Annotated in this window: 19 protein-coding genes and 1 pseudogene; 5 read left to right on the top strand and 15 right to left on the bottom strand. The window is 72.7% G+C overall.

Annotated features, from left to right (window positions below):
• Positions 1–14 precede the first annotated feature (14 nt).
• Both ACFQ46_RS13610 and ACFQ46_RS13605 read right to left on the bottom strand, forming a co-directional pair.
• Positions 15–1448, bottom strand: a complete 1434-nt coding sequence (locus ACFQ46_RS13610) for an aromatic amino acid ammonia-lyase (RefSeq protein WP_380259955.1) — start codon at positions 1446–1448, stop codon at positions 15–17.
• A gap of 15 nt (positions 1449–1463) precedes the next feature.
• The gene (locus tag ACFQ46_RS13605) at positions 1464–2867 is read right to left on the bottom strand and encodes a serine hydrolase domain-containing protein (protein WP_380259954.1); all 1404 of its coding nucleotides are present in this window, start codon (positions 2865–2867) and stop codon (positions 1464–1466) included.
• 225 nt (positions 2868–3092) lie between these two features.
• Here ACFQ46_RS13605 and ACFQ46_RS13600 point away from each other — a divergent pair, with 225 nt between their 5' ends.
• Positions 3093–4784 carry an ABC-F family ATP-binding cassette domain-containing protein gene (locus tag ACFQ46_RS13600; RefSeq protein WP_380259953.1) on the top strand — a complete coding sequence of 564 codons (1692 nt, stop codon included), beginning with the start codon at positions 3093–3095 and terminating at the stop codon, positions 4782–4784.
• Here the strand turns inward: ACFQ46_RS13600 and ACFQ46_RS13595 are convergent.
• From ACFQ46_RS13595 to ACFQ46_RS13585, 3 genes are all read right to left on the bottom strand, one after another.
• Complete coding sequence (locus tag ACFQ46_RS13595; protein WP_380259952.1) at positions 4781–5743, bottom strand: co-chaperone YbbN; 963 nt, start codon at positions 5741–5743, stop codon at positions 4781–4783. The genes ACFQ46_RS13600 and ACFQ46_RS13595 overlap by 4 nt on opposite strands.
• 62 nt (positions 5744–5805) lie before the next feature.
• Positions 5806–6804, bottom strand: coding sequence for a hypothetical protein (locus ACFQ46_RS13590; RefSeq protein WP_380259951.1), 999 nt, complete (start codon positions 6802–6804; stop codon positions 5806–5808).
• Complete coding sequence (locus ACFQ46_RS13585) at positions 6801–7451, bottom strand: hypothetical protein (protein WP_380259950.1); 651 nt, start codon at positions 7449–7451, stop codon at positions 6801–6803. Before ACFQ46_RS13585 ends, ACFQ46_RS13590 begins: the two co-directional genes overlap by 4 nt.
• A gap of 275 nt (positions 7452–7726) precedes the next feature.
• Between ACFQ46_RS13585 and ACFQ46_RS13580 the strand changes: the two genes are divergently transcribed.
• Positions 7727–8179, top strand: coding sequence for a DoxX family protein (locus tag ACFQ46_RS13580; RefSeq protein ID WP_380259949.1), 453 nt, complete (start codon positions 7727–7729; stop codon positions 8177–8179).
• Between the two features lie 20 nt (positions 8180–8199).
• Here the strand turns inward: ACFQ46_RS13580 and ACFQ46_RS13575 are convergent, their stop codons facing one another.
• Positions 8200–8541 (bottom strand): MTH1187 family thiamine-binding protein, encoded by a 342-nt coding sequence (locus tag ACFQ46_RS13575; RefSeq protein WP_380161474.1) that lies wholly within the window; start codon positions 8539–8541, stop codon positions 8200–8202.
• 95 nt (positions 8542–8636) lie between these two features.
• On the opposite strand from ACFQ46_RS13575, the gene ACFQ46_RS13570 reads away from it, so the two are divergent.
• Positions 8637–9713 carry a hypothetical protein gene (locus tag ACFQ46_RS13570; RefSeq protein WP_380259948.1) on the top strand — a complete coding sequence of 359 codons (1077 nt, stop codon included), beginning with the start codon at positions 8637–8639 and terminating at the stop codon, positions 9711–9713.
• On the opposite strand, the gene ACFQ46_RS13565 is transcribed toward ACFQ46_RS13570, so the two are convergent.
• The 3 genes from ACFQ46_RS13565 to ACFQ46_RS13555 are packed head-to-tail and all read right to left on the bottom strand — an operon-like array spanning position 9707 to position 11794.
• The gene (locus tag ACFQ46_RS13565) at positions 9707–10414 is read right to left on the bottom strand and encodes an alpha/beta hydrolase (protein WP_380259947.1); all 708 of its coding nucleotides are present in this window, start codon (positions 10412–10414) and stop codon (positions 9707–9709) included. The two genes, ACFQ46_RS13570 and ACFQ46_RS13565, sit on opposite strands and share 7 nt — an antisense overlap.
• The gene (locus tag ACFQ46_RS13560) at positions 10407–11468 is read right to left on the bottom strand and encodes a threonine aldolase family protein (RefSeq protein WP_380259946.1); all 1062 of its coding nucleotides are present in this window, start codon (positions 11466–11468) and stop codon (positions 10407–10409) included. Before ACFQ46_RS13560 ends, ACFQ46_RS13565 begins: the two co-directional genes overlap by 8 nt.
• A 23-nt stretch (positions 11469–11491) precedes the next feature.
• Complete coding sequence (locus ACFQ46_RS13555; RefSeq protein ID WP_380259945.1) at positions 11492–11794, bottom strand: hypothetical protein; 303 nt, start codon at positions 11792–11794, stop codon at positions 11492–11494.
• A 214-nt stretch (positions 11795–12008) separates the two neighbouring features.
• On the opposite strand from ACFQ46_RS13555, the gene nucS reads away from it, so the two are divergent.
• The gene (gene nucS / locus ACFQ46_RS13550) at positions 12009–12704 is read left to right on the top strand and encodes an endonuclease NucS (protein ID WP_380259944.1); all 696 of its coding nucleotides are present in this window, start codon (positions 12009–12011) and stop codon (positions 12702–12704) included.
• An 80-nt stretch (positions 12705–12784) separates the two neighbouring features.
• Here nucS and ACFQ46_RS13545 read toward each other — a convergent pair.
• Positions 12785–13072: pseudogene (locus ACFQ46_RS13545) on the bottom strand (STAS domain-containing protein); the annotation flags it as partial.
• Between the two features lie 391 nt (positions 13073–13463).
• Here ACFQ46_RS13545 and ACFQ46_RS13540 point away from each other — a divergent pair.
• Entirely contained in the window at positions 13464–13790 is a 327-nt protein-coding gene (locus tag ACFQ46_RS13540) for a hypothetical protein (protein WP_380259943.1), read from the top strand.
• Positions 13791–13804: 14 nt separating this feature from the next.
• Here the strand turns inward: ACFQ46_RS13540 and ACFQ46_RS13535 are convergent, their stop codons facing one another.
• From ACFQ46_RS13535 to atpA, 5 genes are all read right to left on the bottom strand, one after another.
• The gene (locus ACFQ46_RS13535; RefSeq protein WP_380259942.1) at positions 13805–14245 is read right to left on the bottom strand and encodes a DUF2550 domain-containing protein; all 441 of its coding nucleotides are present in this window, start codon (positions 14243–14245) and stop codon (positions 13805–13807) included.
• A 19-nt stretch (positions 14246–14264) separates the two neighbouring features.
• A complete protein-coding gene (locus ACFQ46_RS13530; protein ID WP_328292238.1) occupies positions 14265–14534 on the bottom strand; it encodes a F0F1 ATP synthase subunit epsilon in 270 nt (89 codons plus the stop codon).
• A gap of 3 nt (positions 14535–14537) precedes the next feature.
• Positions 14538–15995: a F0F1 ATP synthase subunit beta gene (gene atpD / locus ACFQ46_RS13525; RefSeq protein ID WP_380259941.1), complete on the bottom strand. Its 1458-nt coding sequence runs from the start codon at positions 15993–15995 to the stop codon at positions 14538–14540.
• A gap of 65 nt (positions 15996–16060) precedes the next feature.
• Complete coding sequence (locus ACFQ46_RS13520; protein ID WP_380259940.1) at positions 16061–16969, bottom strand: F0F1 ATP synthase subunit gamma; 909 nt, start codon at positions 16967–16969, stop codon at positions 16061–16063.
• A gap of 54 nt (positions 16970–17023) precedes the next feature.
• Positions 17024–18682 (bottom strand): F0F1 ATP synthase subunit alpha, encoded by a 1659-nt coding sequence (gene atpA / locus ACFQ46_RS13515; protein ID WP_380259939.1) that lies wholly within the window; start codon positions 18680–18682, stop codon positions 17024–17026.
• Positions 18683–18735 lie beyond the last annotated feature (53 nt).

The following is an 18735-nucleotide window of genomic DNA, read 5'->3' as shown; positions in this document are numbered from 1 at the left end:
GGCCCGGCGCGAGGTCACCGCGCGCCGGCGGTTCCCCAACCGTGGCTCAACAGCTCGGTGAGCCGGTCGAGGTCGCGTCCGTAGGGGCGGTCGCGCACGTCCTCACCCAGCGCGGCGGCGACCTCGTCGAGGGCGGCCACGACCTTGCCCGCCAGCCCCGGCAGGCCCCCGCGCAGCAACCGGGCGCGGTGCACGGCGAGCAGTTCCACGGCCAGCACCTCGCGCACCCCGGCGAGGCCCTCGGCCAGGCACTCCGCGGACTCCAGCGCGAAGCTCTGCACGTCCTCCTGCCCCAACGACGTCTCGACCGACCCCAGCGCCGCGGGGACGGCGAAGCGGCGCAGCCGGTGCACTACCCCGACCGCCCGCTTGTGGACGGCGACGAGTCCCGCCTCGACCCCCGGTTGCGGTGAGAGCTGCGGGGGCAGGCCGGTCTGGCGGGTGTCGAGCATCCGGTGGGTGCGTGCGGCACCGGTGTCCGCGAGGTGGACCAGGGCCGCGGTGAGGGCGTCGGAGTCGGCGGCCAGGTCGGTCCCGGCGAACCCGGCGGTGCCGGTGAACTCGCCGTCGAGGAACGCTGGCGAGTCGGTCACCCCGTCCAGCGCCCGGTCGACGGCGTCCCCCAGTGCGACGCAGCGACGGTGCACCAGCGCGCAGGCGGCCGCCCCGACCCGGACCGAGAGCGGGGCCTGCAGACCGTGGACGTCACCGACCGGACGCCGGGACCGCAACCGCCCGAGCACCCCGGCCAGGACGTCGTCACCGCGCGCGACCCCCTCGCGGACGGGGTCGTGGCTCGCGCGCAGGACCTCGCTCGAGGCGGCGAGGACGAGCTCCGACTGGGCCAGCAGGGTCGCCGCCTCGGCCCCGTGCAGGACGGCGAGCGCGGTGGCGACGGGCACGCCCTCGAGGAACGCCACCCCTTCCTTGGTCCCGAACGCGAAGGGTGGCAGCGAGCGCCCGTCGAGGGTTCCCGAACCCCCGAGCGCGACGGCCCCGACGTGGGCGAGCGGGATGATCTCCCCCGCCGCACCGTTGCCGCGCCACGGGACCTGCGGGTGGATCCCGGAGTTCAGCAAATCCACCAACCGCCCGCACAACTCCGGGGAGACCCCGGCCTCGGGGTGCAGGAACGTCCGCAACCGGACGGCCAGCACCGCCCGCGCGGCGGGCTCCGACAACCAGGGCGCCGACCCCACGGCGCGGCCCACGACGAGGTTCGCCTGGTGCCTCGCCCGGGCCCGGGCGTCCAGGGTGATCCCGGCCATCGCGCCCATGCCGGTGGTCACCCCGTAGACCGGCCCCGACCCCTCCAGCGCAGCCAGGACGGCCACCCGGGAGGAGACCAGGGACTCGCGGAGTTCGGGGGCGAGTTCCACGGGCGCCCCGGCCGCGATCGCCAGTACGGCGTCGCAACCGAGGTCCCCGGCCCGGCGCAGCCGGATCACCGTCGACGGACCGGATCAGTGACGGACGGGTTTGCGCAGGATCGAGAGCGCGGGGGCGTGCAGCGGGACGGTCTCCCAGGTGGCGGTGAACTCCGAACCGGAAAGACCCAGGTGCAACCGGTGCGGGGTCTCGACGAAGACCACGTCGATCCCGCCCGGCGTCGACGTCACGGCCAGCGGCCCGGTCACGGCCCACTCACCCGCGCCGATCGCAGCCCGCAGTTCCGAGCCCGCGTCGTGCAGCACGACCTCGCCGTCGGTGACGACGACCTTCGTCAGCATCGACTGCTGGTTCCCGACGGCCGGGGTGAACTCCCCCGTCGTCGGCGCCCCGCCCGCGGTGGGCAGGACCAGGTTCGACAACCGTTGCGTCAGTGCGGTTTCCACGTCAGTACCAGGGAGTTCGGTGGCGTCCAGGGCCGGCAGCAGGTGCTGCCAGAGGGCGTCGAGGACGGCCTGCATGTCGGGGCTCTGCGAGGTGACCGCCACGACGGCGTCCTGCTCGGGGAGCACGACGCAGAACTGTCCGTAGGCGCCGTCGCCGCGGTAGCCGTGGCGGGCCATCCAGAACTGGAACCCGTACCCCTGCCGCCAGTCCGGGTTGTCGTTGAAGGAGGAGTTGTCGATGTGCGAACGCGTCGCCTCGGCGACCCAGGCTTCCGGCAGCAACCGTTCACCGTTCCAGACCCCGCGCTGCAGGTACAGCTGACCGAGTTTCGCGATCGCCTCGGTCTGGGCGTGGAAACCCGAGAACCCGAGTTCGCGGTCCTGCCCGTCGAGCAACCAGCCGACACCGGCGGGGTCGATGCCGAGGGGTTCGAGCAGTCGCGGGCGCAGGTACTCGAGCAGCCCCTGGCCGGACTGGCGCTGCACGATGGCCGAGACCGAGAAGGTGCAGGGCTGGTTGTAGCAGAACAGCGTGCCCGGTTCCTCGTCCGGCCGGATCTGCAGGAAACCGCGGACGACGTCGCCCGAGGGGTGCTGCGCCGCGCGCCCGAGGGTCTCCTCGCGGTGGCCGCTGGCCATGTTCGCGACGTGGCGGACGAGGATCCGCCGGGCCCGGTCGTCGGTGACCTCGGCGTCGAACTCGGGGAAGTAGGAGAGCACCGTGGCGTCGAGGTCGACGAGACCTTCGGCGACGGCGAAACCCAGGGCGGTGGAGGTGAAGCTCTTGCTGAGGGAGTACAGCAGGTGCGGCCGTTGCGGCGCGTAGGGCGCCCACCACCCCTCCGCGACGACCGCACCGTGGCGCAGGACCTGCAGGCTGTGCGGTTCGACGCCGGGGGTGTTCTCGAGGGCGTCGACGAAGGCGGCGATGCCGCGTGCGTCGACCCCCTGCGCGGACGGCGACGTCCGCGGCAACGTGGAACCTGCGGAGGGACCCTCGGAGGGGCGGACGGTGGTGGCCTCGGTGCTCACGGGGCGACTCTACGACTCGGCCCCGCACCCCCCCGATCGCCCCCGGACCCCTGGACCTCTGGCCCCCTGGAAAAGAGGTTGCGACCGTCGGCCGGGCGGGAGCAGCATCGACCTCGTCCTGCTGCCGACCCGAGGAGCCTCTGCGGTGCTCGTCTGACGTGCCCGATCCCCCGGACCCGCTGCCGTCGCGCGGGTCCTCCTTCGGCGTACGTCCCTGGAGCCCCCGTGCCTCTCGTCACCACGACCTCCCTCGCCCTGCGCGAGGTCACCAAGAGCTACGACCACGTCGTCGTGCTCGACTCCCTCACCCTCGCCTTCTCCCCCGGTCGGGTCACCGGGGTGATCGGCGAGAACGGCTGCGGCAAGTCCACCCTGCTGCGCGTCCTCGCCGGTGCCGAACCCGCCGACTCCGGCCGGGTCGTCGCGACCGCGGAAGGCGGCATCGGCCACCTGCCCCAGGACGCCGGCGCCCCCTCGCGCACGAGCGTCGGGCAGGTGCTCGACGCGGCCCTCGCCGACCTGCGCACCCTGCAACGTCGGATGGTCGACCTCGAGGGACGGATGGCCGGGGGCGGTGACCTCGACGACGTCCTCACCGAGTACGGCGAGGTCCAGACGGCCTTCGAACTCCGCGGTGGCTACGACGCCGACGTCCGGGTGGAGAAGTCGCTGGCCGGCCTGGGCCTGCCGTTCCTCGACCGGGCCCGCGAACTCGCCACGTTGTCGGGCGGGCAGCGGTCCCGGCTGCACCTGGCCGCACTGCTGGCCGCGGCGCCGGAGGTCCTGCTGCTGGACGAGCCGACCAACCACCTCGACGACGACGCCGCCCACTGGCTGGAGGACCACCTCCGCTCCCGGCGGGGAACCACGGTCGTCGTCAGCCACGACCGGGAGTTCCTCGACGCCGTCGCGCGCGAACTCGTCGAGGTCGACCCGCACCACGAGACCGGGGCGAAGCGCTACCCCGGCGGCTACGCCGACTTCCTGCTCGCGAAGGCCGCCGAGCGGCGGCGCTGGGAAGCGGCCCGGGCCGAGTGGGAGACCGAGGTCGAACGGCTCGGCAGCACCGGGGACGCGGTGGCGCGCACCGTGAACCACCAGCGGGACCGCAAGGACAACGACAAGATGCAGTACGACTTCAAGGGTGGGCGGGTGCAGGAGGCGCTGGCGTCGCGGGTCCGGGCCAACGCCGAGAAGCTGCGGCGGTTGCACGAGGACGAAGTTCCCCGACCACCCGACCCGCTGCGGTTCACCGCCCCGCCCGGGTCCGCGTCGACCCGCGGGTCGCTGCACGCCGAGGGGGTCTCCGTCCCCGGGCGACTGACGAGCGTCGACGTGCACCTCGGACGGAGCGACCGGTTGCTGATCACCGGTCCGAACGGCAGCGGGAAGTCGACCCTGCTCGACGTCCTCGCCGGGGTGCTGGCTCCCGCGAAGGGAACGGTGCGACGGCGGGGCCGGATCGGGTTGCTCCGGCAGGACCCCGCGGACACGGACCTGGACCGTTCGGTGCTCGCGACGTTCGCGACGGGCCGCCCGGGGACTCCCGAGGACAACGCACACCGACTCCTGGGCATGGGGCTCTTCGACCGGGAACGCCTCGGGGTCGCGGTCGGGAAGCTGTCGACCGGGGGCCGCCGCCGCCTCGACCTGGCGCGCCTGCTGGCCGACCGCCACGACGTCCTGCTGCTCGACGAACCGACCAACCACCTCGCCCCGCACCTGGTCGAGGAGCTCGAAGCCGCGATCGACGCCTTCGCCGGCGCGGTGGTCGTGGTGAGCCACGACCGGCGCTTCCGCGCGACGTTCCGCGGTCGGGTCCTGGACACCTCCACGCTCACGGCGCCGGCGGTGGCCGACGCCGTGGAGACGCGGGTGCGGAACGGCCTGACGAACCAGGACCGCCTGGCGGACTAGAAGAGGGCGCGGGTGAGCGCCTGGCGCGCCTTGACGACGCGGGGATCGGTGGGGCCGACGACGGCGAAGAGCTCCACGAGGTGGGTGCGGGCGAGGTCGCGTTCCTCGCCGACGGTCCGCTGGACGATCCCGAGCAGACGGTCGAAGGCGTCCTCGACGTGGCCGCCGACGAGGTCGAGGTCGGCCACGACCAGCTGCGCGGCGACGTCGTCGGGGGCCGCGGCGGCCCCGGCACGGGCGGAGGCGAGGTCGACCCCGTGGACCCGGCGCAGCACGCCGACCCGGGCCAGGCCCTCGGTCGCCGCGGTGTCGCGCGGGTCGTTCGCGAGCGCCTTCTGCCACGCGGCGGCCGCGGCGTCGTAGTCGCCCGCGTCGACGGCGGCGAGCGCCTCCGCGTGCAGGGGCGGCAGCGGCGGGGCGGCGGGCTCCTCGGCCACCTCGACGTCGCCCTCGAGACGGCCGGTCACCCCGTTCGCCTCGGCGACGCGCAGGACCTCCTCCAGCACCGGACGGATCTCCTCGGCGCTGGGGTAGGAACCGGTGAACAACGGGATCGGCTGGCCCTTGACGATGGCCGCGACGAGCGGGATCGCCTTGGCCTGCAACGACTGCACCAGGGACTGCGCCAGCTGGGGTTCGGCCTGGGCGTCGATGCGGCCGAGCAGGAACGCCCCGGCGTACTCCTCGACCAGGGTCTGCAGGGCCTCCGAGCCCTGGTCGTAGCCCTCGGCCCACAGGTCGAGGAGCACGGGGACCTCGACGGATCGCTGCACGACGTCGGTGAAGGTCTCCTCGGTCACGTCCACGACGAAGGAGGACCGGGGGGCCACGGCGTCGGGGTCGGCGGCGGCACGCCGGGCGACCTCCTCGCGACGGGTGTTGCGAGCGGCCAGGGCACCGAGGTCCACCGCTCCGCGCAGGTTGAGCTGGGCGCCGGGAGGAGTCGGCTGCTGAGTCATGCCGGTCACCTTCTCACGAGGCCCTCACGGGGCTGTCCCACGAGGCCCTCACCGGGCCGGGGTCACTGGACGGTGACCGACACGGGACCGCTCTCGGCGGCCAGGGCGAGCGCCTGTCCCTGTCCCGGTGGGAGTCTCAGGACGACGACCTCGCGGTGCACGACCGTGGCGCTCAGCGCGTCCTTCGTCCCGGCCAGGGCGGCGAGCGCCGGTTCCAGCGTCCCGCTGCGTCCGTCGGCGGGGCCCGCCGACGTGGTGGACCACGAGAACGCGGCGACGACGAGGGCGCCACCGTCGCGGGTGCGCACCCCGAGGACCCCGTCGGGCAGGACGGAGCGTTCCTGGCTGAAGCTGCCGCCGGCGGCGTCGAGGGCCGCGGACTCGGTCTGCGCCGCGCTCGCCACCTGGTCGCGGTAGGCGTCGTCGGCGAACTCGGGGGCGTACCGGCTCTCCCCACCGTGGGTGAGGACGTCGGCGTAGTGCTCCGCCGCGGCCTGCGGGCTGAGCGGCAGGTTCGTCGTCTCGCCGGCCGCGACGGCGGCCACGCCGCCGGCGGGTGCGGCCAGCGTCGGCAGCGAGGCACCCGGGAGCAGCGACGGCGTCGCCCACACCGTGTAGGGCTCACGCGCGGAGGGCGAGCGGAAGACGACGAGCGAGGGGGACTGGTCGGCGCCGGCGTCGGTGACGGTGGCGAACCAGCGGGGGAAGGCCTCCTGCCGCGGCAGGATCGAGGTGAGGGCGCTGAACTCGTCCGCCCCTCCGCTCGGCGGCGGCGTCGCGCCGGCGACGGCGATGGTGTGCGCGGCGGTGCGGAGGTCCAGTTCCGGGCCGCTGACGCGGGTGGCGAGCGCGGTGAGGTCGGCCGTCGCGGGGTCGGCGGCCGCGGCCAGGACGGTCCCGGCGGCCCCGACGATCCGGTTGGCCTGCACCGGTTGCACGACGAGGGGCTCCCGGTCGCTGCCGGCCGGCGCGGTCACGGGAGGCAGCTGGGCGCAGCCGGCGAGCAGCCCCGCGGACAGCGCCACCGACAGGCGGAGGGGGTGTCGAACTCGGGTCCTCACGCGCGCCTCCGGGCTCCGGGTCGGGTGGTGCGGGGACGGAGCAGCGCTCCGATCGCGCCGAGCAGCACGAGGACGCACCCCGCGACGACGAGGGGGACTCCCGACGGGTTCTCAGCGGCCCGGCCCTCGGCCGCCCAGCTGAACGAGACCCGCTGCGGGGCAGCGGAGGTACCGTCCGTCGCGGCGAACACGACGACTCCCCCGGCGTCGGCGTAGTCGCGGTCGGCCGCGGTGGACCAGGTGAGCTGCGCGGAGTCGGCGCCGCTCGCGCTGGCCAGCCAGATGTCGGCGGAGCGGGGGTCGGTCGCCGCTCCGGTGCCCGACGTGGTGGCCACGGCCGCCGGGTCGTCGAGGTCGCCCCCGACCCCCGTCACCTCGGTGTGGGCGGCGTCGGCGAGCCAGGCGGTCACGTCGTCGGCGCGGGCGACGGCGAGGAAGACGTCCTTCCCGCCGGAGGCGCCGAGCCGCACGTCGGAGCCGCTGAGGTCGAGCACGCCGGGGGCGCTGACGACGGCCACGCCCGGATCGTCGCCGGTGCGGGTGACGTCGATCCGGTCGGCCGGGGCGAACACGGTCAGGGCCAGGGCCCCGGCGACACCGCAGGCGAGTCCCAGGGCGAGCAGGAGCCAGGCGAGCAGGCGTCTCACGTCGGGTCCTTCGTCGTGGCGGGGCGGATCGGGTCGAGGAGTCGAGGGTGGGGGCCCGCGCCACCCTACGGGTCGGGCACCGGTGCTCCGTTCCCGCGAGCGACCCCGGCCGCCGCCGACGCGGTGTGGTCCAGACCACTCCCGACGCGGTGAACCCCGGGGCCCGCCGCGTCGTGACGGGAGTGCACCACGACCTCGTGCCCGCCCGAAGAGCCGGAACCAGTGACTGAGCCACTCAGCCCGAACGACTCCCTCCCGACGCAGAGGAACGACCCATGACCACCACGTCCACCGCCGCCCGCACCGACCGTCCCCAGGTCGTGCGCACCACCGCCGCCGCCTCGATCGGCCTGCTCGCCCTGCGGCTCGCCGCCGGCGTGCTGCTCCTCGTCCACGGCGTCCCGAAGCTGTCGGACCCCGGGACGGCCACCGGGATGGCCGCCTCGCTCGACGTCCCCGCACCCGACGTCGCGGGCTGGCTGATGATCCTGGGCGAGGTCGGTCTCGGCTCGCTGCTGGTCCTCGGCCTGCTCACCCGCGCCGCGGGCACCCTGCTGCTCGTGCAGATGGTGGGGGTCTGGGTGCTCGCGCACGCCCCGCAGGGCTTCCTCGTCGACGGTCAGGTGAACGGCGAGAACGCGTTGCTCTTCGCCGCCCTCGGCCTGACGTTCGTCTTCACCGGCGCGGGCCGGTTCAGCCTCGACGCAGCGGTGTTCCGCCGCCGCTGAGGATCACGGGCCGGCCGCGGTCACTGGCCGCGGCCGGCCTCCCCCTCGGCACGTTCGACGGCCGCCTCGAGGCGGTCGAGCTTGCCCGTCATCTCCCCCGTGTGGCCGGGACGGATGTCGGCCTTGAGCACCAGCGAGACCCGGGGACCGTGCTTGCCGACGGCCTCGCAGGCCCGGCGCACGACGTCCATGCACTCGTCCCAGTCCCCCTCGATGCTCGTGAACATCGAGTCGGTGCGGTGCGGCAGACCGGAGTTGCGCACGACGAGCACCGCGTCGGCCACGGCCGCGCTCACGGAGTCCGGTTCACCTCCCAGCGGGGCGGGACCACCGGACGGGGCGACGGAGAAGGCGACGATCACCCTGGGCAACCTAGACCCGCCGTGTCCCGCCCGCAGCGGGACGTCCCGCCGTTACGCTGCGGACGTCCTTTCCGATCCGGCCGGAGGTCCCCACGGTGTCCACCGACTCCCACGAGGCGTTCAGCATCGTCGTCCGCGGTTACGACCGCAGTCAGGTCGACGCACGCCTGCAGCACCTCGACGACTCCCTCGCCGAAGCCCGAGCCCGGGTCGCCCAGCGCGACCACGAGCTTCGCTCGGCCGAGGAACAGCTCGCCGACGCCCTCAAGGAGATCCGCGAGCACGAGAAGCCCTCCTACGCGGGCCTCGGCTCCCGGATGGAGAAGCTGCTGCGCCTCGCCGAGGACCAGTCCTCGGAGATCCTGCGCTCGGCCCGCCGCGACGCCGACCGGCTGCGCGAAGAGGCCCGGGCCGAGGCGTCCTCGACGCGCAACCAGGCCGACGAGGACGCACGCCGCCGCACCGGCGAGGCCAGCCGGGACGCCGAGGAGATCGTGTCCCGGGCCAAGCACCAGGCCGACGGCATGGTCGAGGCTGCCCAGCGCACCGCCGCCGAACTCACCGCCTCGGCGCACCGCACGGCCGACCAGGTCACCGCGAGCGCCCAGCACGAGGCCGCCGAGGCGCTCGCCGCCACGGAACGCCAGGTCGCCGCGCTGCGCGCGCAGGTCGAGCGGGAGGTCATCGAGCTGCGCTCCTCGACCGACGCCGCCGTGCGCGAGCAGGAACTCGCCCTGGCCGCAGCCCGCGAACAGGCCGCCGAGGAGGACCGGATGCGCCTCGAGGTCGCCGCCGCGCGCACCGCGGCCCGCATCGCCGAGGCCGAGCAGCGCGCCGTCGAGGCCGAGGAACGGGCGCACGAGGCCGTCGAGGCGGCCGAGTCGATCCGCGCCGACGCGATCGCCCAGGCCGCCCTGCGGGCCGAGACGGCACGCCGGGAGTCCGACGAGCTGCTGGCCGACGCGCGCTCACGGGCCCAGCACATGGTGGACTCCGCCCGCGAGCACGCCGAGCAGAGCCGCACCAGCGCGCAGATGCAGGTCGACGAGCTCATGCAGCAGCGCGACCAGATCACCGATCAGCTCGACGACCTGCGGGGTCTGCTGGGCCTGGGCCCCAAGACCGATGCCCGCGCCGTCGACGTGCGCGAGGTCGAAGCGCCGGCTCAGTAGTCGGTGGGCAGGGGTGAGCGCGCGGGGTTGACCCGCGCGACCACCTCGTCCAGCACGCGGCGGACCGAGTTCTCCCCCACCCACAGGTGCTTCGCGCCGTCGACGGGGACGATCTCGGCCTGCCGCAGCGGCACGAACCGCTCCCGCGCCTGCTCGGGACGCAGGAAGTCGTCGAACTCCGGGACGAGCGCCGTGACCGGCCGGCCGAACTCCGCCCAGGCCTCGAGGTCGCCCGGGGTCGACCAGCGCAACGGCGGGGACAGCAGGATCAACCCCTCGACGAGCGGGTCACGACCGTGGACGAGGGCCAGGTCGGTCCCGAAGGACCAGCCCAGCAGCCACACGTGCGGCAGGTCGCGGAACTCCGCGAACTCCAGCGCCGCCGCGACGTCGAACCGCTCGCCGTCGCCCGCGTCGAAGCGCCCCTCGCTCGTCCCCCGCGGGCTGGTGGTGCCGCGGGTGTTGAAGCGCAGCACGGCGAGGTCGGCCAGCGCGGGCAACCGGTAGGACGCCTTCTTCAGCACGTGGCTGTCCATGAAACCCCCCGCGGTGGGCAGCGGGTGCAGGGTCACCAGGGTCGCGACGGGGTCGTGGTCCAGCGGCAGGGCGAGTTCGCCGACGAGGGTCAGTCCGTCGGCGGTGTGCAGCTCGACGTCCTCGCGACGCGCGGGGAGGACCGTCTCGGAACGGATCTCAGTCACGCGCGAGTTCTTCGGTGAGGACCGCGGCGAAGTTCTCGACGTCGCCGTCGGTGGTGTCGAAGCTCGCGACGAGGCGCACCTCCACCCCCTTCTCGGAGTACTCCGGGTCCCAGACGTGGAAGGGGACCCGCGCCGCGGCGCGGGCGGCGACGGCGGCCGGGAGTTCCGCGAAGACGGCGTTGGCCTGCACCGGGCGGGTCAGCACGACCCCCGTCGCGGTGACGGCCGCGGCCAGCCGGGCGGCGGCGGCGTTGGCCGTCGCGGCGGTGCGCTGCCAGAGGTCGGTGCCGAACAGCGCGAGCAGCTGCGCCGAGACGAACCGGGTCTTGGAGGACTGCTGCATGCTGGGTTTCACCAGCCGGGCGAGGCCGGGCGCGGTCGCGGCGTCGCGGACGACGACGACCTCGGCGAAACCCCCGCCGTTCTTCGTCCCGCCCAGCGACACCGCGTCGACCCCGAGGGCGGTGGTCGTCTCGCCCAGACCGACCCCGAGGGAGACGGCCGCGTTGGAGAGCCGGGCGCCGTCGACGTGGACCCTGACCCCGAGCCGGTGCGCGACGGCCACGAGGTCGCTGAGGTGCTCCAGCGAATAGGCCGTGCCCAGTTCGGTGCTCTGCGTCAACGTCAGGGCGCCGACGGGCGCGCGCATGAGGCTGTCGGCCGCGCGGACGGCACGTTCGACGTCGGCGGGGTCCACGAGACCGTCGCGGGTCGGCAGCGCGATGACCTTGGTCCCACCGACGTGCTCGAGACCACCGGCCTCGTCGTGCAGGACGTGGGCCTGGTCGGAGCTGAGGACGGACTCCCAGCGCTGGGTGAGGGCCTGCAGGGCCGTCACGTTGGCGCCCGTGCCCGTGAGGACGACGGCGCTCACGACGTCGGGGCCGAAGTGGCCGCGCAGGCTCTCCTGCAGGGCGAGGGTGTAGGGGTCACCGCCGTAGCTGACGACGTGGCCACCGTTGGCGCTGCTCAGCGCGGCCAGGACCTCCGGGTGCATGCCGGCGGCGTTGTCGCTGGCGAAACCACGGACGGCGGGGTCGTGGAGAGGGATCACGCTGGCACGGTACCCGGCGGTCGTCACCAGCTGCCGCGGCGTCCACGGGCGTCGAAGCAGGCGCGGTGCCAGTGCCGCCGTTCGGTGGCCCCGTCGGCCGGACTGAACGTGCCGCGGGAGGGCCAGACCACGAGGTGCGGGATCCCCGGCGGGATCTCCTGGGTGCAGCCGGGACACCGGTAGGTCTTCGTGGAGGACGTCCCGCGCAGCTCGCGCACGACCCAGTCGCCGTCGCTGCCCGAGACGGTGCGGTCGACTCCCGCGCCGAGCGGGGTGCGCGGCGGCGGGTCGGGCCGGCGGCGGTTCGAGCGGGGCACGGACGACATCGTCTCAAACCCGCCGACTCCCCCGGAGGTGAGCCTCCTCGCTGCGGACCGGCGCTGCCGCGGTGGTGTCCCCTCCACACCACCGTGGCCGCGCTCGGTTCGACGGGTAGTCGCGCGAGCGCCCCGATTCGTTACACCCACGCCCGCGACGGGTCGCCGGCGGGAGCAGCGACCCGTCGGGCGCGGGCCGCCACGTCTCGTAAGCTCGCTCCTCGTGCGTCTCGTCATCGCCCGGTGCTCCGTCGACTACGCGGGCCGGCTCACCGCCCACCTGCCCCTGGCCACGAGGCTCCTGCTCGTGAAGGCGGACGGCAGCGTCCTCGTCCACTCCGACGGGGGCTCCTACAAACCCCTGAACTGGATGAGCCCCCCGGCCAGGCTGACCTTCTCCGTGCCGGAGGAGGACGCCCGCGAGATCGGCGTCACGCAGACGTGGACGGTCCAGCACACCAAGACCGACGACCGCCTGATCGTGTCGATCCACGAGGTGCTGCACGACAGCGAGCACGAGCTCGGGGTGGACCCCGGCCTGGTCAAGGACGGGGTCGAGGCCCACCTGCAGAAGCTGCTGGCCGAGCACATCACGACGCTCGGCGACGGCTACCGCCTCGTCCGGCGCGAGTACATGACCGCCATCGGTCCCGTCGACATCCTCGCCCGCGACGGCGCCGGGTCCGCCGTGGCGATCGAGATCAAGCGTCGCGGCGAGATCGACGGCGTCGAGCAGCTCACCCGCTACCTCGAGCTCATGAACCGCGACCCGTTGCTCGCCCCGGTGACGGGGGTCTTCGCCGCGCAGGAGATCAAGCCGCAGGCCCGCACCCTGGCGAGCGACCGCGGCATCCGGTGCGTGGTCCTGGACTACGACGCCTTGCGCGGCATCGACGACGTGGACTCGCGGCTGTTCTGAGCGGCTTCCTGCGGGCGCAGGATCGCCTCGGCGCGGGCCCGACGGACCGCGGCGCGTTCCTGGGCGCTCAGGACCTCGTCGTCGACCTGCAGGACCAGGTGCAGCTTCGTGACCCGCAGCAGGCGCAGGGCCGGCAGCGGGACGTCGCGCAGGACCAGACGGCGTCCGACCCGCAGGGCGCGGCGGTGCGCTCCCACGAAGACCCCGAGGCCGGTGGCGTCGGCCACCACGATGCCGTCCACGTGGACGACGAGTTCACCCGCACCGGCGTCGACCGCCGCGTGCAGGGCAGAGCGCACGTCCGGGACGGTGTGCACGTCGAGGCGGCCCACCACGTGGACCACCTGGCCGTGGACTTCCTCCCGCACGCTGGCCCCCAGGCCGGGTGCCGAACGGGCCGCCCTGCGGGCTGCCACGTCGTCCGCCGCGCTGGGCGCTGTCGCGATTCCGATCGCCATGTGTTCCTCCCCCGAGGACGCCGGTCGTGATCATCGTCGTGTCGTCGTGATCGTCACCGGTCTGACGCAGGACGCCGTTCTCCGGTTGCACCCAGGGGCGAGGTCATACGCACCGCTCGCGAGGAACCTGCGTGTGGCTCCTGGGGCCACCGGGACGAACGAGCATCCCGCGAACACACTCTGCCACCAATGGGTACCGCTGAGTGGTCATTTTCCCCGCCGTTGCCAGACGGTGACCTTCCGGAGACGCGGGAGCGCACGGCGGGATCCCGGCGTTGGACACGGCGGGGATGATGGGGGGGTGAACTGGACCAGCTACCACTACGCCGTCGGGCCGAGCGTCGCCCTGGTCGTCGTCGGGGTGCTGGTGCTGCTGCTGCGGTGGACGTTCTCGCACGGCCGTTCGCTCGTCGAACGTCGCCCCCAGCAGGGCGCCAGCGACGACTACGGCCTGCTCGAGGTGGTCTCCTCCCCCGGCACCTTCGTCGAGGCCGAGGTGCAGCGCCGCACCCTCGTGGACGCCGGGATCCGGGCGACGCTCGCCCCCACGACGGAGGGGCCGCGGGTCATGGTCTTCCCGAACGAAGCGGGGTTGGCGCGTCAGATCCTCAAGGGTCCGCGCACCTGACGAGCGGCACCGCCCTAGGCGATGTTCACGCCCTGCCCGGGCGGGGCGGACTCCAACCAGGACGCGAAGCCGGTGTAGGCGTCGTGCGACATCGCGAGTTCGATCTCCACGCCTTCGTGGCGGCACTCGACGACCATCGCGCCGGGTTGGACGGCGATGAGCTCGGAACCCTCGGCCTCGCGGAAGAGGGTCACGCCGAGCGCCCGTCGTGCGTAGGTGCACGACGGGCGCGGGGACAACGAGAACGTGCGGTACCAGTCGAGACGGTCGGTCTCGTACCGCGCCACACCCAGGGCCCACCGACGGCGGGAACCCCTGGGCTGGCGGATGGAGCAGTCGAAGGTGCCCAGCCGCGACGTCAGCCGACGCCGCCGCAGGACGACCGCGACGAGGACGAGCAGGAGGAGGACGGCACAGGCTCCTGCGATCTCCAGGGAGAGCAGGAACTCGTGCACGCGTCGTCCTCGGTCGTTCTCAGCGCGTTCCGGCGCCGACCTCGACGGATTCGGCGACGATCGTCACCTTGTCGTGGTCGACCGAGAAGAACCCGCCGCTGACGGTGGCGGTGATCCCCTCCGAGCCCGAGCCGGTGATGGCCACGTCACCGGGGGCGAGGATGGCCAGCAACGGCTCGTGGCCACCCATGATGCCGATCTCACCCTCGGCCGTGCGGGCGCGGACCAGCGAGGCCTCGCCCGACCACACGGAGCGGTCGGCGGCCACCAGTTCGACCTGCAGCGCCACGGGTCAGTTCTCCTTCTGGATCTGAGCCCACTTGCGCTCGACGTCCTCGAGGCCACCGACGTTGAAGAAGGCCTGCTCGGCGACGTGGTCGAACTCGCCGTCCGCGATGCGCTTGAAGCTCTCGACGGTGTCCTTGAGCGGAACCGTCGAACCCTCGACACCGGTGAACTTCTCGGCCATGTAGGTGTTCTGGGAGAGGAACTGCTGGACGCGGCGGGCACGGCTCACCGTCAGCTTGTCCTCCTCCGACAGCTCGTCGACACCGAGGATGGCGATGATGTCCTGGAGTTCCTTGTTGCGCTGCAGGATCTGCTTCACGCGGACCGCGGTGTCGTAGTGGTCCTGCGCGATGTAGAGCGGGTCCAGGATGCGCGACGTGGAGGTCAGCGGGTCCACGGCCGGGTACAGACCGCGCGAGGCGATCTCGCGGGAGAGCTCGGTCGTGGCGTCCAGGTGCGCGAACGTCGTGGCCGGCGCCGGGTCGGTGTAGTCGTCGGCGGGGACGTAGATCGCCTGCAGCGAGGTGATCGAGTGACCGCGGGTCGAGGTGATGCGCTCCTGCAGGGTGCCCATCTCGTCGGCCAGCGTCGGCTGGTAGCCCACGGCGGAGGGCATGCGGCCCAGCAGGGTCGACACCTCCGAACCCGCCTGGGTGAACCGGAAGATGTTGTCGATGAAGAGCAGCACGTCCTGGTTCTGCACGTCGCGGAAGTACTCCGCCATCGTCAGGGCGGACAGGGCCACGCGCAGACGCGTGCCCGGCGGCTCGTCCATCTGGCCGAAGACGAGGGCCGTCTTGTCGAAGACGCCGGCCTCGGCCATCTCGCCGATGAGGTCGTTGCCCTCACGGGTGCGCTCGCCGACACCGGCGAACACCGACACACCACCGTGGTTCTGGGCGACGCGCTGGATCATCTCCTGGATGAGGACGGTCTTGCCGACGCCCGCACCGCCGAAGAGACCGATCTTCCCGCCCTGGACGTAGGGGGTGAGGAGGTCGATGACCTTGATGCCGGTCTCGAACATCGTGGTCCGGGACTCGAGCTGGTCGAAGTTCGGCGCCTTGCGGTGGATCGGCCAGCGCTCGGTGACCTCGAGCTTCTCGCCCTCGTCGAGGTTGAGGCACTCGCCGATGGCGTTGAACACGCGGCCCAGCGTCACGTTGCCCACCGGGACCGAGATCGGCGCACCGGTGTCGACGACGGAGGCCCCGCGGACCATGCCGTCGGTCGGCTTGAGCGAGATGGCCCGCACCATGTTGTCGCCGAGGTGGGAGGCCACCTCGAGCGTCACGGTCTGGGTCAGCCCGCCCATGCTCACCTCGGTGGTGAGGGCGTTGTTCTGCTCGGGCATCGTGTCGGCCGAGAACTCGACGTCGACGACGGGGCCGATGACTCGGGCGATGCGTCCGGTCGCACCCTTGCTGGTGCTGCTCGGCGCTTCGTTGACGGTGGCGGTCATGTCGCTCCTCGGGCTTCCTTCGTCGCGTGCGTTGGTGCTGAAGTGGGTGGGGGCCGAGCGCGAGGTCAGGCGCGCGAGCCGGAGGAGGCCAGTGCGTCGGCGCCGCCGACGATCTCGCTGATCTCCTGGGTGATGTCGGCCTGGCGGGCGTTGTTCGCCAACCGGGTCAACTTCTTGATGAGCTCGTCCGCGTTGTCCGTCGCGCTCTTCATGGCCCGCTGCCGGGCGGCGAGCTCGGACGCCGACGCCTGCAGGAGGCAGTTGTAGATCCGGCTGTTCACGTACTGCGGCAGCAGGGCGTCCAGGACCGCGTCGGCGCTGGGCTCGAACTCGTACAGCGGCTGCAGGTCACCCTCGGAGGGTGCTTCCACGCCCTCGACGACCTCCAGCGGCAGGAGCCGGATGACCCGGGGCTCCTGAGTGACCATGCTGACGAAGTGCGTGTAGACGACGTGGATCTCGTCGACGCCCCCGTCGGCGAACTCCTTGCCGAAGTCGGCCACCAGGCGGTCGCCGATCGTCTTGGCGTCCTCGTAGCTGGGCGAGTCGGTGAAGCCGGCCCACGCCTCGACCACCGCGCGGCGGCGGAAGTTGTAGAACGACGCCGCCTTGCGCCCGACGAGGTAGGGGGCCACCTCCTTGCCCTCCTCGCGCAGGGTCGCGGTGAGCCGCTCCCCCTCGCGCAGGACGTTGGAGGAGTAGGCCCCGGCGAGTCCGCGGTCGGAGGAGCAGAGCAGCACCGCTGCGCGCTTCACCTCGGACTTCTCGGTGATCAACGGGTGGTCGAGCGAGGAGTTCGACGCCGCCGCCGACACCGCCCGGGTCAGCGCCCGGGCGTACGGGGTCGACGCGGCGACGTTCGCCCGCGCCTTGATGATCCGCGACGCCGCGATGAGCTCCATCGCGCGCGTGATCTTCTTGGTCGCCTGGACCGAGCGGATCTGCCGCCGGTAGGCCCTCAGCTGGCCTGCCATGTCCTGCTCCTCTTCCTTGCTCCGCTCGGTCCTTGCATCACTGCCTGTGGGTCCTCAGCCGCGAGCGGCCGTGGCCCCGCCCTTGCGGGTGGTGATCTTCTCCTGCGAGATGTCGTCGGCGTCGGTCCGGCCCTCGTCAGCGTCGGTCGGCACGGCCGAGGCCTGCGAACCGGCGGAGAACTGGGGCTTGAAGGCGTCGACGGCCTTCTTGAGCTCGTCCTTGGCACCGTCGGAGAACTGCTTCGTCTCGCGGATGCCCTGCATGAGCTCGGCGTGGTTCCGCTTGACGTACTCGAGGAACTCGCGCTCGAAGCGGGAGATGTCGGAGACCTCGACGGAGTCGAGCTGACCGGTGGTGCCGGCCCAGATCGAGACGACCTGCTCCTCGAGGGAGAACGGGGTGTACTGCGGCTGCTTGAGCAGCTCGACGAGGCGTGCACCCCGGGCGAGCTGGTTGCGCGAGGCCTGGTCGAGGTCGGAGGCGAACATCGCGAACGCCTCCATCGCGCGGAACTGCGCGAGGTCCAGCTTCAGCGTGCCGGAGATGCCCTTGATGGCCTTCGTCTGCGCAGCGCCGCCGACGCGGGACACCGAGATGCCGACGTCGATGGCCGGACGCTGGTTCGCGTTGAACAGGTCCGACTGCAGGAAGATCTGGCCGTCGGTGATCGAGATGACGTTGGTCGGGATGTACGCCGAGACGTCGTTGCCCTTGGTCTCGATGAAGGGCAGGCCCGTCATGGAACCGGCACCGAGCTCGTCGGACAACTTCGCACAACGCTCCAGCAAGCGGGAGTGCAGGTAGAAGACGTCACCGGGGTAGGCCTCGCGGCCCGGCGGACGACGCAGCAGCAGCGACACGGCGCGGTAGGCCTCGGCCTGCTTCGACAGGTCGTCGAAGACGATGAGGACGTGCTTGCCGCCGTACATCCAGTGCTGCCCGATGGAGGAGCCGGTGTAGGGGGCGAGGTACTTGAAGCCGGCCGGGTCGGACGCCGGGGCCGCGACGATGGTCGTGTACTCCATCGCGCCGGCCTCCTCGAGGCTGCGGCGCACCGCGGCGATCGTGGAGCCCTTCTGACCGATGGCGACGTAGATGCAGCGGACCTGCTGCTTCGGGTCGCCGCTCTCCCAGTTGGCCTTCTGGTTGATGATCGTGTCGATCGCGATGGCGCTCTTGCCGGTCTGGCGGTCGCCGATGATCAGCTGACGCTGGCCACGGCCGACCGGGATCATCGCGTCGATCGCCTTGATGCCGGTCTGCAGCGGTTCGCGGACCTCCTGGCGCTGCATGACCGAGGGGGCCTGCAGCTCCAGGGCGCGGCGGGTCTCGGCCTCGATCGGGCCGAGACCGTCGATCGGGGCACCCAGCGGGTCCACGACGCGGCCGAGGAAGTTGTCACCGACGGGCACGGAGAGGACCTCGCCGGTGCGGTGCACCTCCTGGCCCTCCTCGATGCCAGCGTAGTCGCCCAGGACGACGACACCGATGTCGCGCACGTCGAGGTTCTGGGCCAGGCCCAGGGTCCCGTCGGCGAAGCGCAGCAGTTCGTTCGCCATGACCGAGGGCAGGCCCTCGACGTGGGCGATGCCGTCGCCCGCGTCGGTCACGCGGCCGACTTCCTCACGCGCGGCGGTACCGGGGTCGTACGACGCCACGAAGGCGTCGAGAGCGTCCCGGATCTCCTCCGGGCGGATGGTCAGCTCGGCCATGGAAGCCCTGCTCTCCTTGTCGGTCGTGCGGTGTCGACCCTGCGGTCGATCGT

It is taken from the genome of Kineococcus sp. GCM10028916 (assembly GCF_042674865.1).
Classification (GTDB): domain Bacteria; phylum Actinomycetota; class Actinomycetes; order Actinomycetales; family Kineococcaceae; genus Kineococcus.
This window is presented reverse-complemented; position numbering and strand designations above follow the sequence as displayed.

What these genes read in the sequence shown, in the direction of transcription:
- atpD (WP_380259941.1), bottom strand. Translation starts at nt 15,995, where the DNA reads ATGACCGCCACCGTCAACGAAGCGCCGAGCAGCACCAGCAAGGGTGCG.
- ACFQ46_RS13555 (WP_380259945.1), bottom strand. Translation starts at nt 11,794, where the DNA reads ATGTCGTCCGTGCCCCGCTCGAACCGCCGCCGGCCCGACCCGCCGCCG.
- ACFQ46_RS13580 (WP_380259949.1), top strand. Translation starts at nt 7,727, where the DNA reads ATGACCACCACGTCCACCGCCGCCCGCACCGACCGTCCCCAGGTCGTG.
- ACFQ46_RS13520 (WP_380259940.1), bottom strand. Translation starts at nt 16,969, where the DNA reads ATGGCAGGCCAGCTGAGGGCCTACCGGCGGCAGATCCGCTCGGTCCAG.
- atpA (WP_380259939.1), bottom strand. Translation starts at nt 18,682, where the DNA reads ATGGCCGAGCTGACCATCCGCCCGGAGGAGATCCGGGACGCTCTCGAC.
- ACFQ46_RS13595 (WP_380259952.1), bottom strand. Translation starts at nt 5,743, where the DNA reads ATGACTCAGCAGCCGACTCCTCCCGGCGCCCAGCTCAACCTGCGCGGA.